Here is a 14750-nt window from a genome sequence, read left to right on the forward strand (position 1 = left end):
CCCGTAATTAATTTTTGTCTTCTACTTTAACATAAGTATGAGGCGTATGAATAAAAGTTTTATTAGCACCTTTCATTTTAAATAAACCAATAAAAACACCAAAGAAAGCTTTTGGTAATTGCATAAATGCAAAGATCATTTCTACAGAGTAAAACTTGCGTGGTATCGAAATTGCAAAGGATAATATATTGGCGAAAAAGATTACTGTCCATATATAAAAATAAAAATCTGGACTTAAAAAAAAAGCAATAAATACCGAAGCAAGTAAAATACCTGGTAAAATTAACCTTGGTGGTAACATCATTTGAAATGCTCTATCATAATAATCTACATTCCCTCTTGTAATTAGGTGCCAAACAGCTGTTAGAAAGTGTTTTTTTAAATAATGGTATTGAGCCGATATCCATCTGATTCTTTGATTTTTGAATACTTCAGCCTGACTCACTTTTTCATCATAACAGATGGCATCATCTCTATATTCGAACTTATAACCTTGTTTTAATAATTTTAATTCTAGTTCTTTATCAAAACCACCTACCGCATCAATATTCTTCATAGTATTCTTGAATAATTGATAAGAAAATGCCATTCCCGAACCCACTAACCTAGAAGACAAACCAATAGTACGATGGCCTTTACCATAGATATTGTTATTAATTTCTTCACTCATAGCATCTAACATAGCAAAAGCGCCTTTAGTATTTTTAGCGGCTCTATGTCCTTGTACCACCTGATAACCTGCATTAAATGAATCATTTATTTTCGCAATAAAATCAGGAGCCAAAACATTATCTGCATCTAGTATTAGGGCTATATCATATAAATTTTCAGGCAATTCTGCCATTGTTTTATTTAATGCCTTTGCTTTAGTGCTCTTATCAAAAGAAACTTCTTTTACAATTATTGGTAATGAATTTAAATCGTCTAACGTTTTTTGTTGAAACGAATCCGCAATAACAATTACATCAAATAATTTTTTTGGGTACGATTGATTTAAAACCTCTTTAGCAACCTCAAGAATAACAGCATCTTCCTTATATCCTGGTATAAATACTACAAATTTATGCTGTTTATTTTTTGCTGATTTTTTTATTTTCCGCGGTAAGTTGCCAAGGATGGCATAAGTTATTAAAAACAAAACGGATGCTCCTAGATAAATTAATAGAAGATAATGTAATATTTCAAGTAGTATCATAACTGTTGGTTTTTGTTAATATTAAAATTTCTAATGTTCCAGGCTACACCTCTATATAAAGCAGATAAATGCTTTTTAACAAATAAATACTTAATCGTATTTTTTAGAAGTGGAATCAGAAAGAAATAAATCACCCCTAAGAATAAAGTAATTCCGCTACTATTTCTTCTTACAAACAACAACCTATTTCTATTCATATAATAGGTTTTTAGAGGACTATTTTTCCCAGTAGAAATAGATTCTTTATGAAGGATGGAAGAGTTTGGCTGGAAATAAATTTTATATCCTGCTCGCTTAACGCGTTCTGCAAAATCAAGTTCTTCATAATAAAGAAAGTAACCTTCATATAACAACCCTAATTCTTCTAAAACACTCTTTCGTATCATCATGCAAGCACCATGAGGATAAGCTGTCTCTGTCACTTCATCAAGTTGTCCATTATCTATTTCTTTATATCCGTAATGACTTCCTCGAGAGGTAATGGGGTTTATAGGGGATGCTCCGGCATATTGTATGACATTATCTTCATAGAAATAAAGAATTTTTGAGCTCACAATTCCTATTTTTTTATCGGACTCCATCAACTCCACTAAACTCTCTAAAAAGTCTGGTTTCACCTCAGTATCATTGTTTAACAATAAGACATAATCTCCCTTTGCTTGTTTTAAGGCAATGTTATTACCTCCTGCAAAACCCAAGTTTTTTTTACTTATTATTAATTGAATTTCCGGATATTTTTCTTTAATAATATTTGGAGATTTTGTAGGAGAGGCGTTATCTACAATTAACGTTTCAAAATTAGGATATGTAACTTTTTCTAAAGAAGCCAGCATTTCGCAAGTTACTTCGGGTTGGTCGTAGTTTACACTTACGATTGAGACCAAAGGCTGTTGAGATTTTATATTCATAATCTATTATTTTCTCAAATTTTCTAAATGAATTAATTCATATTGTTTCAAATACTCTTTTGCCATATTTTTCCAAGAAAATTGTTTACTGCGTTCTAAACCTTTTTCACAAAGCGATTTTCGATACGCATCATCATTTAAAATTTTAACAATGGCTTCTGTAATTTCTTCGGATTTAAACGGATCTATAATATGAGCTGCATTACCAGAAACTTCTGGCATTGACGAGGTATTTGAGGTTATAACGGGCACATTACAAGACATGGCTTCTAACATCGGAATTCCAAAACTTTCTCGAAGCGAAGGATATAAAAAGATATCGCATTGTGCGTAAATAGCTGGTAAATCTTTATTAATAACGTAACCTGTTAAAACGATATTATTAATAAGCTTTGTGTCATTAATTTCAACTAACAGTTTATTAAGCTCAATTTTATCATAATCTAAGATTACAAGTTTGTGACTTAAACCTGTTTGTTTTAAAAAGTCTGAAAATGCTTTTAAAGTTCCTTTTGTGTTTTTTTTAGGATCAGTATTTCCTATGAAAAAGAAATAGTTGTCTGGTAAATTATAAACCTCCTTTACCCGCTTCAGTTCATCTTTATTGGTAACAGGTTTAAAGTGCTCACTTACGCCATTATAAATAGCATCCAATTTATTGTCACCTTTAATACCAAAAAAATCTCCTATTCTATTTTTCTCAAAAAGAGATACTGTAATTACTTTTTTGCTCTTTTTTACAACGCAAGGCACGACCAATTTCCGGTAGATACTTCCAAATTTTTGATAGGTGCTTGCGCTACTTTTTAGTGTTTTCAAATAACTTCTTTCCATATATATAATATCATGAAGAATCGTGATTAATGGAATATCTGTAAAAAATGGAACGGTATTACTTGTGCAATGTAAAATATCGCATTCATATTCTTTTGCTGCTTTTGGCAATGCAATTTGCTCCCAAGTTGGGTAAGAACAACCATTTAATTTTATGATTTTAAAATTTGATGTTTCTTGCAACACAGAATTATCTTCATCTGGCTTTACAAAGATGAAGTATTCATTTTTATGGTCTATAAGTTGAAGGTTTTTAATAAGCTCCAAAGCAACCATGTCCATTCCATGCTTCTTTTTACGAAAAATACGTTGACCTTCTATTCCTATTCTCATGATATATTGTGTTTCAAAAGGTACTTGTTTACTAAGTTAAGCTTGATGTCGTTTCACAATTTTATTTCTATATTTAGAGCAGGGCTCTGAAAAAACAGAGCGTGTTTCTCGCTTGTTAAAGTATTCTTGAAAGATTCTGATTCTAAAAACATTTTATAATTTTCTTGACAGAGCGGAGGCTGTTCTGATATTCTAGCAGCAGCAACAGCAAGCTGATTGTATGCAGTTCCTAAGCAGAACACATCGGATTTAGAAATGTATGCTTTTGCTCTATAATTGCGATTGTTAATACTCGAATTTTGAAGTATTACAGTATTTAAGTCCTTTATATTTCTATAATTCATGGAGTAGATTTAAGGATATTTATTATTATATTTTTAATACTAAATATAGTATTAGGTATATGCTATGTAGCAATTAATTCAGGTTCTTTCTCTATAATAGGCTCTTCAAAAATTTGTGGATTTGACATGAGCGCCATGGATGCATATATTAATAAACCGGTAGGCATACCACCTAATACACCATTTCCATAGGACGCCAACATAACTCCTACCATCCCTGAAATTAACGCACTCATTTTTAACTTTGTTATTGGATCTCGAATTCTGAACATGACTTTAAAAGAAGCCACTCCAATAACGTAAAACAAAATACATAGATGCAATATCAAGCCAATTATACCCATCTCTGCCCAAATCATAACGTACCAGCTATCTGTGGCGACATGTGAAAGAAATGCATTTGGTAAAAAACGCAGTGCCTTATCGCCCGCATGACCAATACCGCCTCCAAATGGTCTTGAGGCAAGATACCCTTTTAGGATTTGCTGATTTGCTTTTCTGATTAGTAAAGATGGATTATTAGGATCAAAGCCAGTTCTCATTCTTCTTATTTGGGCATTACCATTGGCGATCATCGTAAATTTAAAAAACACAAATAAGAGTACGACAAGTAATATACCAGTGCCAAGCAACCTAATATTTCTCCTTAAAACAAAAAATGTCATAAAACCTGCGAAAGGAACTGCTATAGAACCTCTTGTGCCTGATATCATCATTCCATATAAGCCCAATATTCCGGCGATAAGAAAAAAGATTCTAGGAAACCCCTTTTTAGCCATGGAGAATATAATAAATACGACTCCGGAATATCCTTGATTACCTCCAAATTGGCCTGCATCACTAAAAAATGAAAACACTCTTAATTTACCAAATAATATATGCGTTACGGCACCTCCTCTATCCAACCATGCTTGCTCTGCAGTGTCAACCCCAAAAACCATTTGTCCGATTCCTTTAAGCGTTGCAAGTATAGAAAAAGCACCCCAAAGATATAAAAATGTATCTAGCCTTTTATTAGTGTTTATAAGCATGAACGTAAGAATAATAAAGAAAAAGAAATAAAATCCAGTACCTCTGCCAGCAATCCAGGGTTCTATCATTCTAGCTTCAGGGTTTGCGAGTTGTAATATAAAATATACTAACCAAACCGCAGCTAAAATTGTAATATCCTTATTTGCCGGGGACCAATCAACCCGATCTCTAAATCTAGAAAAAATAAGCGCTAAAAAGGTTAAAATCATAAGCCCATCTATACCAAAACCTAATGGCAGATCTTTTACATAGCGTCCAATGCCAAGCACTATAAAATTGTAACCAATCGCCGTATAAAAACCAATAATGGGATTTTTAAATACTGTATAGATGTAAATGCTACCACAGAAGAGAGCCAACACCAAACCTATACCTGCAATCCCCATTTTAGCAAGTAATAATGCTATTAAAGCTATGCTTCCAAATAATAATAGAATAACCCTTGGTTTAGCTAAACTAGCAGAACCTGATATCTTGTCAAAAGGGTTTATATGGTTATTATTTGTGGTCAACCTAATTTGTTTTATTAAATGTGATAAAGCGATTCTGAGTTACTTTATTAAAAAGAGTTTTATAAAATTTAATTCCACTAGAAAAGATTTCTTGATAAGACAAGGTTAATTCCTTATTTAAAAAGTACATGCCCATCCATATGCCTATTATTGTAAATAGGATAGAGGTAACTGCAACAAGAATTAAGGATTTAAAAACAAAAATTGCTATAAAATCTCCTATTAAATTAGCCGCTACCATAATAAATACTTTTACGGCGTTAATGTTAGGCTTATTGATACTATCCAACCCAATACCTGTCATTCGATCTATTGGCAGTAAGAGTCCATAAATAGAAAACACACGCACGATATCTACAACATTAAACCCTGTAATTGGATCAACTTTTAAATATTGTTCACCTGAAAGAATTAAAACTAAATAATCTGCAAAAACAAAAGTTACTAAACTGATAATTACAAATAAATACGTGAGTGCACCAGAATAGGTGTAAAATAAATCTTTCACTTCTTGAACTCTGCCTTGAACACTAGCTTTAGACATTTTTGGGAAAGCGGTAGCAACAAAACTTCGCAAAGGTATTTGTTGCAATTCGGTAAGTTTTAAAGGAATACTATAAAGTGCTACGGCGGCGCTTCCCATCGGGCTCAAACTAATAATTACGGTATCTGCACTTCTTAATAAGTTAGTGCCTATTAAGGTAAACGTCGTATATTTTCCAAAATTTAATAATGTTTTATTGGTATCGGAACTTGCTTGTGTAATATATTTTGTTCCATCCCAGCCTAAAGTAATAGACACTAGAGATGTAATAGCATTAATAATAAGTAGGGCAATAACCAATTCGTTTAATTCCATTTCGATAAAAAAGAAATGAACTAAAACCACTAAAAAAAAGAGTCCACTATTTATTGATTTTATAATTAAAATTTTATCATATTTTTGGTCTGCCTGCAATACAACAAGCGCATTATTCCAAGGAAGATTTAAAAAAGCTAATAATGGATACCATTTGAAAAAAAGATTATAACCAGAATTACTAATGGCATCATTAAAGAAAGAGTAGCAAAACACTAAGATAATTGCTACAAGAACAGTGGCTCCTAAACCAATTAAAGCATTTGACCCTATTAGTTTAATTCTAGAGTCTTCATCTGCTCCAGATAAAAAACGAATTAAACCTGTATTTGTAATTCCAAATCGAAACATTTCGACAAAAGAACCTCCCGTTATAAATAATACCCATTCACCAAAAACATCTAATGATAAACTTCTGGCCAGTAAAGCGAAGCCTCCAATACCTAAAATAGCAATAACAAGATTTCCTGTTAATGACAGAAAGTTATCTTCTCGAGCTATTTTTTTAATCATTTTCATCAGTTCTTTTTTTTAAATTTGATTTTTTGATAAAAACTGAAACTGAAATACTGATTTTATTTTTTTTCTGAACTTGGTACGCTTTTTTGGTAAATCTCCTAACACGGATTCGATTTCATTTAAATTAACTCCATTTACAATAATTTTAAGATTTGAACCGCAAGCTTCTCTTAAATTAATAATTGCAGATTCATCAGCATCTGACCAAGTTCTATTAGAACGACACACTAGAATATCTAAATCAGCATTCGCAATTAATTCTGCAGGATAATTAGAATAGATTAAAGCAGGTATTTCTATAATGACAAACTCTGGTTTAAAATCCAAAGTAATATTATTTGACTCCAAAATATCAGTATAAGTTCTAGCTCCGTAAAACTTGCTATTCATAGCATAAGAATAGTGTTCTGAAAAATCAAGATAAGTAGATGCATCTGCCAAGAATAAATTATCTAGATCTATACGAGGATCTGGATAACCTAAAATTTTATTTATGATAGGAGATTTTCGTTTGTGTGTTATTGACTCTTGTTTATTATCATGATTGAGCAGTAATACTTTTTTACCCTCTTGTTTTAAAGTCTTCGCAATATTACTAGCTAAAACCGTTTTACCCTCTAATTTTTGATTACTCAATACGATGATAGTTTTTATCTTTTGTTTTGAATTGTGCACACCAATATGTTGTAATATGTTTTGTGTGATAATCTCAATTAATCTTTTTTGAATAAAAGGCAAATTGAGACCTCCTGCATCTAATACTATCTTAGGCATCATTCCTAAGGAGGTAAGTCCTGTTTCTTTACTAGCTTTGATAGAATTTCTAAGGGTGTCATCAAAATACTCCATGACAAAAATAATCCCTAGAGTAAAAAGTCCTCCTAAAAAAGCCGCCGCAATAATAAGAATCAATCTTTTTGTTGGATTTGGGGATAAGGGATAAAATGGAGCATCAACAGTTTTTAAACTAGATGACAAGTCACTGTCTTGTAATTTTAGCTTGGCTAAATTCAATCCATGTAAGATTTCTAAGTAACCCTGTTCTGAAATAGAAATTTCACGTTCTAATCTTTTCATATTAGCCCCAGCAGGAGCATAATTTGCAAATGTTTTCTGAAAAGCGTTACTCTGACCTCCTTTAATTTTAATTTTTGCTTTTAGCTCCTCAGACTCAACCACATTATTTATCCAATCTGGAAGTACTTTAGAAATTGGCAGACCGTCAATAGTATTTTGATATGAATATAATTCGTCAACATCTTTTTTTATTTCGTTAATTAAAAAATCGGCCTGTTTTTGTAAGTCCGTAATTTTTAAAAAATTCATTTCTGTATTACTTGTCTCGAGCTCAGCTTGCACTAGAGCTATTTTAAAATTCAAATTTCCTAAGACTTTCTTTTTATCAAGAATGCCATTATTCTTTGACTGAATAACTTCTTGCAACTGTAACTTCTCTTCTAATGCCTTTGTACCTGCCTCAAGTCCAGCCAACTCTGCTATATTATTCTTATAATCAACCTCCATATCTTCTTTTACCAAAGCAACAGCTCTACTCTGCTCATAATAATTTATAATATTGGTGCTTTTATTGAACTCAAGTAATTCCTCTTCTGCTAGTTTTAATTTTTTTTTGGCCTTATCTAGTTCATTTTGAAAATATTTAACCACGCCATCTGAACTATTTTCCTTTATATGTTTATAATTAATTAAACTAACACGATTATAGATAGCTAATGTTTGCTGACAAATTCCTGGGTCATCAACCGTATAACTTAATTTTAGTAAGTCACTATTGTTAATTCTTTGAACCTCTATTTTAGATATTGCGTTAAGAGAATAATGATTATCATCTTCATAATTTAACAGTTCATATATAAAGTTATCACTGCCACTTCTCATTAATGTCAATAAATTTTGAACAGTTTTTTCGTAATTGTGCCTGTCTATTTCTTCTGGAAACGGATCACTAACAGCTAATATTTCGTCTGTCATAACATTGCCATTGGTTCCATTTTCAATATAATTGTATATTTCTTCAGGAACTTTACTCTTTAGCTTCTCATATAATTCCTTTGAAATATATTTGGGATTTGCTTCTGGCAACATAAGATGAATCGCTAATAATCTGACAGCAACCTCTTCTTGAGTCTCCCTTGATTTAATAATATTAATTAAATTATCAAAAGCCGAATTAGTTGCTTGATAATTATACTTTTTATCCATTTCAATAGATGAACCTGTAGCCAAGCCTGTATATAAAATGGTTTGAGAAGAAAATTCATAAGATGGGTTCATTGTAAGCAAAATAACCATCAAACCAAGAAACAATGGAACTACAATTAATAGAACCAAATGCTTTAAAATTAACCTTACAAATTCAATTATAGTCATCTCTTTAATTTAAGCGTGTTAAACCAAGTACAAACCCAGCCATATCTTCTAACAATAGCTTGGTGGTAATAAATTCAGACATTGCTTTTGCGTAATCTGCTTCCATACTTTCTGTTATTCCAGCTATCCTTACGTACTCGGCTATTGGTACTATTCCATTTCTAAATTCTTTTTCAACCATTTGCATATTTACACGACCGTCACCTAAACTTCTCGATTTTATTTGAAGTATTTTTTGCTTTAATATTAAGTCTTGATATAGGACTATTACCCTTTTTCTTAATTGTTCCTTTTCAAATTCTAACATATCTTTTGCCGCATCAACTTCGAATTTCGCCAATCTAATTTGATTTTTGCGATTAAGACCATCAAACAAAGGAAACTTCACAAAAAAACCGACACTATAATTAAACTGTTTGCTTGTTGTTAAAGCTGCTGTATTAGAAAAACCATCTTCACTGGTCGCAAAATTGCTTAAATTTCCATATCTAGTATCAGCTTGAACTCCTAAATTTTTAGACCAATATATACGCTCCGAGGCTAATGCAGATTTCGTAACTCCAATATTATTCTTCCGGAAACGCACCATAGCACTTCGTTTCAATACAGAATCTATAACAACTTCAAGTGAAGGGAATTTAAATTCATCTTTTATAATAGACACACCTTCTGGTTCGGGTGTTTGAGCCATTAATGAAGGCATGAAGCAACTAAGCACTATAACGATAATTATAAATTTTAAAAAAAAACTCATTGTTAAAATCTTTTATATATTTAATATCACACTGCTGACTTTTGCAATAGTGCTGGAATTGTTCGTAAAATTAGCTTTACATCGTACCAAAATGAAAAATTATTATCGATGAAGTGATGTGCATACTCATTATCTAATTCTATTCTTTCAAGCTCTGACATCGAACCACCTTTTCCTCTTAACTCAACCTGCCATAAACCAGTAATACCAGCAGGAGCCAAAAATCTTTTTGATAAGGTATCGGCTGTAAGCATTTCTGCTTCGTAAACTGGTAAAGGACGGTTACCAACAATAGACATGTCACCTTTTAAAACATTTATAAGTTGTGGTAGTTCGTCTATACTCGTATTTCTGATAAACTTACCTACCTTAGTTACGCGAGGATCATCAAGAATTTTTACAAAAGTAGAATTGTTCTTGGAGGTTTCGTTCTTTTGAACATTGTGCCAATAGTCACAAATATGATACTTATCTACATACATCATTGGAGAACATGTTTCTCCCATTGCTAATTTAAAGCACTTAGGGCATTGGGTATTCATAGAATCAGTTGTTGAACTGGAAGCTGTGTTGTACTGGTTTTTTTCTTTTGCTAGTTTTTTTAGCATCGCATCAGAACCTGTTCGCATGGAACGTAGTTTATAAAAATTGAACGTTTTACGTCCAACTCTTTTTGAAGTATAATAAACTTTACCTTTAGATTCCAATCGGATAGCAATAATTACTACTAAAAGAAAAGGAGCCGCCACCACTAAAACACTAGATGCAACAAAAACATCAAAAATGCGTTTTGAAAATGGCATTTTATACCCTTTCTTCTTTCCATTTTTAACGGGTGAATAAAATGTCTTTCTCTTCAAATCACGAAGGAATTTGATCCGCTTCACTAAGCTTTCGGGTGAAACAGAAGTAGAAATAAAATAATCATCCACTCTTTTGCTAAACGCAAGCTTAAATACTTCGCTATTAAACTTTTTATCCAAAAGAATAAATGGAACTTCATCGTAAATATTTTGTTTTTTTACCCAATCAAACAAAAACATACCATTAGTCTCTGGTAAATCAAAATCGCAAATAATTGCGTCTAGTTTCCTCGTATTATTAAGGAAATTTTCTGCTAACAAATTATTATTCATAACTTTAATAGAAATAGACTCTTGTTTCTGAAGGTTTTCCAAAAACTGTTGCTCATTTCCTACATATAATATATTTAAATAAGATTTCATTAATAGGTATTATTTATTATATATTTTTGAATCACTACCAATTTATAGTATAATGAATTGGAAAAAGATTCTTTTTTACCAATTCTTCAAGCTCTTCAGGATTAAACGGTTTTGTTAGATAATCTTGTGCTCCAAGTTTATAGCACTTTATACGCTCTTTACTTTCAGATTTTGCCGACAACATGATAATGGGTGTATGCTTTGTAAAGCCTCTATCACGAACTTGAACTAAAAATTCATATCCATCCATATTAGGCATTTCAATATCACTGATAATAAGATCAGGAAGATTGCCTTCCAACCATTCGAGGGCGTTTATACCATCATTAAACGAAATAACATCATACTCTTCAGAAAGAAAATTCTCTAACAAAAGGCATATCGTTATTTCATCATCAACCACTAGTATTTTTTTTCTCATAACTTTAATTAACATTACAGTTTAAAATCATTTTTCATTTTAGATATTACTTGATGAACTAAATCCATCAAAATATCAATTCTGGATTGTAAATTAACGATTTCAAGTTCCCCTAAAAATAAAGCTTCTATTACTTTTACTTCATTTTCTAATTTAACCGAGCCAAAATATGTAAAAGACGGTTTTATTTTATGAACTATTGCTCTTATTTTTAAAAAATCATTTTCAGCACTTGCAAACTTTAATTCTAAAATTGACCTTGAAGTTTGACGCATAAAAGCTTGAATCATTTTTTCAATCTGTTTCTCATTTCCTCTGCACATTTTTTTTATTAGGGATAAATTATATAATTGCCCTTCATGTTTATTTTTGTTTGTTTTTAATTTCATAATTCATTGCAATTGAAATAATGGCACAAAACCATTTTTAAATATAGTAATAAAGAAAAACCTGATTTGAAAAATCTATGATTCATTTCAAAAGCAGCATGTAGTATTACCTTTAACAATATTAAAAATCAAAAAAAATGAAATGATTTTAAACTATTTTAAAATTCTAAATGCTTTTTGTATTTCTTACACTTACCAAATAGACAAAACCAATGCCAAAACGTAAACAGCTCATTACTAAGGATTAACAATTTCACTGAAAGCATTTTATTCTATAAAATGGAATAAACCCAATTATTGGAGTGAATATAAAACTTTTTTTTATTAAACTATTTAAAAAATAAAGACTTGTTTTTATTCGACCATTTTAGTTTTTAAGAATGAATAATTGATATTAATTCTTTTTTCAGTGCTTTAAAATCCTACGAAACCAAAAAAATAAAGAAACCTCTTTTTGAGATTAATCTTGAAAGGATAATCGAGAGGTTATCGTGGATTTAAAAAAAAATCTACATTCCGGAAAATATTTTATATTTTGGAAAATTTCTTTATATTGCAATAAACAAGTTAAACAATGAACTTTTTTAATGAATAAATATACTATTTTTATTGTAGAAGACGATCCTTGGTATAGCCAAATATTACAATACCACCTTAGCTTAAATCCGGATTATGAAGTAACTCTTTTTAGTTCAGGTCAGGAATGTCTTTCTAAAATGTCCTTAAAACCAGATTTAATAACATTAGACTTTTTATTACCCGATTTAAGAGGTGATAAAATCTATAAAAAGATAAGAGAGGTTAATCCAAATGTCCCAGTAATCATGATTAGCTCTCAAGAGGATATTGCGGTTGCAGTGAAATTACTTAAAATGGGAGTTAGTGATTATATCATAAAAGATGAGGCAACAAAAGATTTATTATGGAATAGCATTATAAGAATACGAGAAACTCAAAATTTAAAAAAAGAAGTAGCGTATTTAAAAGAAGAATTAGGGCAAAAGTATTCATTTGAAAATACCATTATCGGAAAAAGTGATTCAATAAAAAGAATTTATGGGATGATGGGAAAGGCTATTAAAACAAATATTAATATTTCAATTACAGGAGAAACCGGAACTGGTAAAGAATTAGTTGCAAAGGCTATTCATTATAATAGTTCTAGAAATAAAAAGAATTTTATTGCTGTTAATATGGCTGCCATTCCTTTCGAATTGATTGAAAGCGATCTATTTGGACATGAAAGAGGAGCTTTTACCGGAGCTATTAAACAAAAAATAGGGAAATTTGAAGAAGCTAATGGAGGGACTTTGTTTTTAGACGAAATTGCAGAACTTAATCTGAGCATCCAAGCTAAACTGCTCCGAGTATTACAGGAGCGAGAATTCGTTAGAGTTGGCGGAAATAAAAACATTAAATTAGATGTTCGCTTAATTATTGCCACCCATAAAGATCTTGCAGAAGAGGTACGCAAAGGAACTTTTAGAGAAGACTTGTTTTTTCGTGTTATGGGTTTACCCATAAAACTTCCTCCATTGCGTGAAAGGAGTGAAGATATTTTAATCCTCGCAAAATATTTTGTAGATGATTTTGCCAAAGAAAACAATATGGGAATTATTCATTTTGCTCAAGAAGCAAAAACTAAATTATTGCATTATTATTTCCCAGGTAACGTAAGAGAGTTAAAAGCAATTATCGACTTAGCAGCCGTTTTGTGCGAGAACAATAAAATAACCGCAAATGACATCACTTTTACAACTTCCAAGAACAAAGAAGTTTTTATGAACGAGCAAAAAACTTTAAAACAATATACTCGTGAGATTATAAAATATTATCTTAAGAAAAACAATAATGACGTCATAGCCGCTGCTAAAGATTTAGACATAGGTAAAAGCACAATTTACAAAATGTTGAAAAACGGAGAGTTAGACTCAGATTAAGAGCCTTTTTCCGAAAAATGGAACAATTTCCGGAAATCGGATTAAATAACCACCTAAGCAACACACAATAAATTGAACTACAGGTTATTACAGAAATATTTCATATGGTATGATTTTAGCCCTATAAATGAAAACATCTTAGTTCAATTTTATTTTAATGAATACATCTCTTTATAAATTTACGGAAAAAGCTTGGGGAAATAATCCCAATATCCAATTAATTGATGATAAGAAGTTTCAGCTGGCTTTGTGTTTTGCTTCAAAATCAATACTGGAAAAAGAGACTATTTACAGCAACATTAAATTAAAATTTCTAATCACTGAAGTAGCGATGTCTATTACGACAACTGAAATTTATCATTATTACGAGAGGGATGATTCACTTATTTGTACCGCAATTCAATTTGACAAAACAACAATTGAAGCAACTACTGTTCATATTAAAAACTATCAAAACTCCTATGCCAAAACAGTCAGACTAGCTAAAAAATTACCGAAAAAAAATCTCTTTCATATATTGATACTCCCTGACAGTAGCTTAGTAGGTAGAAGCGACCTTGTAAAAGGATTAACAGCACAAATAGATAAAAATGTACCCGTTACAAGAGGCTTAACTGGTGATGACGCAAATTTCAACGGCACATTAACAGGGTTAAATAAACAACCAAAAGACGGTGAAATTATTCCCATCAGTTTTTATGGCAACTATTTAACAATGACACATCAATCTTTGGGAATCTGGGATACTTTTGGTTTGAAAAAAAAATTTACAAACTCTTGCGAAAATAAATTATTAAAATTGGAAAATCAAAATGCATTAGCATTGCAAAAAAAATATTTAGACTCTGAATCAAAAAAACTACCAGAATCTGGACTATTATTTCCATTATCAGTAATCATTCCTGGAGATACAAAACCAATTATACAAACCATTCTTTCAACTAATAAGAAAGATAGTAGTATGTCTTTTGCCAGGGATGTTCCTATAGGATCTAAGGTTAGATTTATGAAAGCAAATTTCACCTTCTAATGAAGTCGGGAGTTGTCAATTAAACAATCAAATCTTTCCAATTACTTCATTTTATGAAAATTA

The 14750-nt window shown here is 31.0% G+C and carries 12 protein-coding genes and 2 pseudogenes; 2 read left to right on the forward strand and 12 right to left on the reverse strand.

Annotation, left to right across the window (positions count from 1 at the left end):
* Positions 1–7: 7 nt before the first annotated feature.
* The 12 genes and pseudogenes from BLT88_RS10910 to BLT88_RS10960 form a co-directional block, all read right to left on the reverse strand.
* The gene (locus tag BLT88_RS10910) at positions 8–1195 is read right to left on the reverse strand and encodes a glycosyltransferase family 2 protein (RefSeq protein WP_091954763.1); all 1188 of its coding nucleotides are present in this window, start codon (positions 1193–1195) and stop codon (positions 8–10) included.
* Positions 1192–2103, reverse strand: coding sequence for a glycosyltransferase family 2 protein (locus BLT88_RS10915; RefSeq protein ID WP_091954764.1), 912 nt, complete (start codon positions 2101–2103; stop codon positions 1192–1194). Before BLT88_RS10915 ends, BLT88_RS10910 begins: the two co-directional genes overlap by 4 nt.
* A gap of 6 nt (positions 2104–2109) precedes the next feature.
* Complete coding sequence (locus BLT88_RS10920; protein ID WP_091954766.1) at positions 2110–3270, reverse strand: glycosyltransferase family 1 protein; 1161 nt, start codon at positions 3268–3270, stop codon at positions 2110–2112.
* Between the two features lie 53 nt (positions 3271–3323).
* Positions 3324–3614, reverse strand: coding sequence for a hypothetical protein (locus tag BLT88_RS10925; RefSeq protein WP_091954767.1), 291 nt, complete (start codon positions 3612–3614; stop codon positions 3324–3326).
* Between the two features lie 62 nt (positions 3615–3676).
* The gene (locus BLT88_RS10930; RefSeq protein ID WP_091954769.1) at positions 3677–5158 is read right to left on the reverse strand and encodes an O-antigen ligase family protein; all 1482 of its coding nucleotides are present in this window, start codon (positions 5156–5158) and stop codon (positions 3677–3679) included.
* Position 5159: 1 nt separating this feature from the next.
* Entirely contained in the window at positions 5160–6536 is a 1377-nt protein-coding gene (locus BLT88_RS10935; RefSeq protein WP_091954770.1) for a lipopolysaccharide biosynthesis protein, read from the reverse strand.
* Between the two features lie 12 nt (positions 6537–6548).
* Positions 6549–8927, reverse strand: a complete 2379-nt coding sequence (locus tag BLT88_RS10940) for a hypothetical protein (protein WP_091954772.1) — start codon at positions 8925–8927, stop codon at positions 6549–6551.
* 4 nt (positions 8928–8931) lie between these two features.
* The gene (locus tag BLT88_RS10945) at positions 8932–9681 is read right to left on the reverse strand and encodes a TolC family protein (protein WP_091954774.1); all 750 of its coding nucleotides are present in this window, start codon (positions 9679–9681) and stop codon (positions 8932–8934) included.
* Between the two features lie 26 nt (positions 9682–9707).
* Positions 9708–10079: pseudogene (locus BLT88_RS14540) on the reverse strand (sugar transferase); the annotation flags it as partial.
* A gap of 189 nt (positions 10080–10268) precedes the next feature.
* Positions 10269–10907, reverse strand: a pseudogene (locus tag BLT88_RS14545) (sugar transferase); the annotation flags it as partial.
* 34 nt (positions 10908–10941) lie between these two features.
* Positions 10942–11343, reverse strand: a complete 402-nt coding sequence (locus BLT88_RS10955) for a response regulator (protein WP_368086541.1) — start codon at positions 11341–11343, stop codon at positions 10942–10944.
* Positions 11343–11717, reverse strand: a complete 375-nt coding sequence (locus tag BLT88_RS10960) for a hypothetical protein (RefSeq protein WP_091954776.1) — start codon at positions 11715–11717, stop codon at positions 11343–11345. The genes BLT88_RS10955 and BLT88_RS10960 overlap by 1 nt, the downstream gene beginning before the upstream one ends.
* 587 nt (positions 11718–12304) lie before the next feature.
* On the opposite strand from BLT88_RS10960, the gene BLT88_RS10965 reads away from it, so the two are divergent.
* Positions 12305–13657: a sigma-54 dependent transcriptional regulator gene (locus BLT88_RS10965; protein WP_091954778.1), complete on the forward strand. Its 1353-nt coding sequence runs from the start codon at positions 12305–12307 to the stop codon at positions 13655–13657.
* A gap of 157 nt (positions 13658–13814) precedes the next feature.
* Positions 13815–14687, forward strand: a complete 873-nt coding sequence (locus tag BLT88_RS10970; RefSeq protein WP_091954779.1) for an FIST N-terminal domain-containing protein — start codon at positions 13815–13817, stop codon at positions 14685–14687.
* The last annotated feature ends 63 nt before the right edge of the window (positions 14688–14750 follow it).

Origin of the sequence: Polaribacter sp. Hel1_33_78, from assembly GCF_900106075.1 — a bacterium.
Taxonomy (GTDB): domain Bacteria; phylum Bacteroidota; class Bacteroidia; order Flavobacteriales; family Flavobacteriaceae; genus Polaribacter.

Excerpts from the sequence above, each read along its gene's own strand:
- BLT88_RS10910 (WP_091954763.1), bottom strand. The coding sequence starts at position 1,195 with ATGATACTACTTGAAATATTACATTATCTTCTATTAATTTATCTAGGA.
- BLT88_RS10915 (WP_091954764.1), bottom strand. The coding sequence starts at position 2,103 with ATGAATATAAAATCTCAACAGCCTTTGGTCTCAATCGTAAGTGTAAAC.
- BLT88_RS10920 (WP_091954766.1), bottom strand. The coding sequence starts at position 3,270 with ATGAGAATAGGAATAGAAGGTCAACGTATTTTTCGTAAAAAGAAGCAT.
- BLT88_RS10925 (WP_091954767.1), bottom strand. The coding sequence starts at position 3,614 with ATGAATTATAGAAATATAAAGGACTTAAATACTGTAATACTTCAAAAT.
- BLT88_RS10935 (WP_091954770.1), bottom strand. The coding sequence starts at position 6,536 with ATGAAAATGATTAAAAAAATAGCTCGAGAAGATAACTTTCTGTCATTA.
- BLT88_RS10940 (WP_091954772.1), bottom strand. The coding sequence starts at position 8,927 with ATGACTATAATTGAATTTGTAAGGTTAATTTTAAAGCATTTGGTTCTA.
- BLT88_RS10945 (WP_091954774.1), bottom strand. The coding sequence starts at position 9,681 with ATGAGTTTTTTTTTAAAATTTATAATTATCGTTATAGTGCTTAGTTGC.
- BLT88_RS10955 (WP_368086541.1), bottom strand. The coding sequence starts at position 11,343 with ATGTTAATTAAAGTTATGAGAAAAAAAATACTAGTGGTTGATGATGAA.
- BLT88_RS10960 (WP_091954776.1), bottom strand. The coding sequence starts at position 11,717 with ATGAAATTAAAAACAAACAAAAATAAACATGAAGGGCAATTATATAAT.
- BLT88_RS10965 (WP_091954778.1), top strand. The coding sequence starts at position 12,305 with ATGAATAAATATACTATTTTTATTGTAGAAGACGATCCTTGGTATAGC.
- BLT88_RS10970 (WP_091954779.1), top strand. The coding sequence starts at position 13,815 with ATGAATACATCTCTTTATAAATTTACGGAAAAAGCTTGGGGAAATAAT.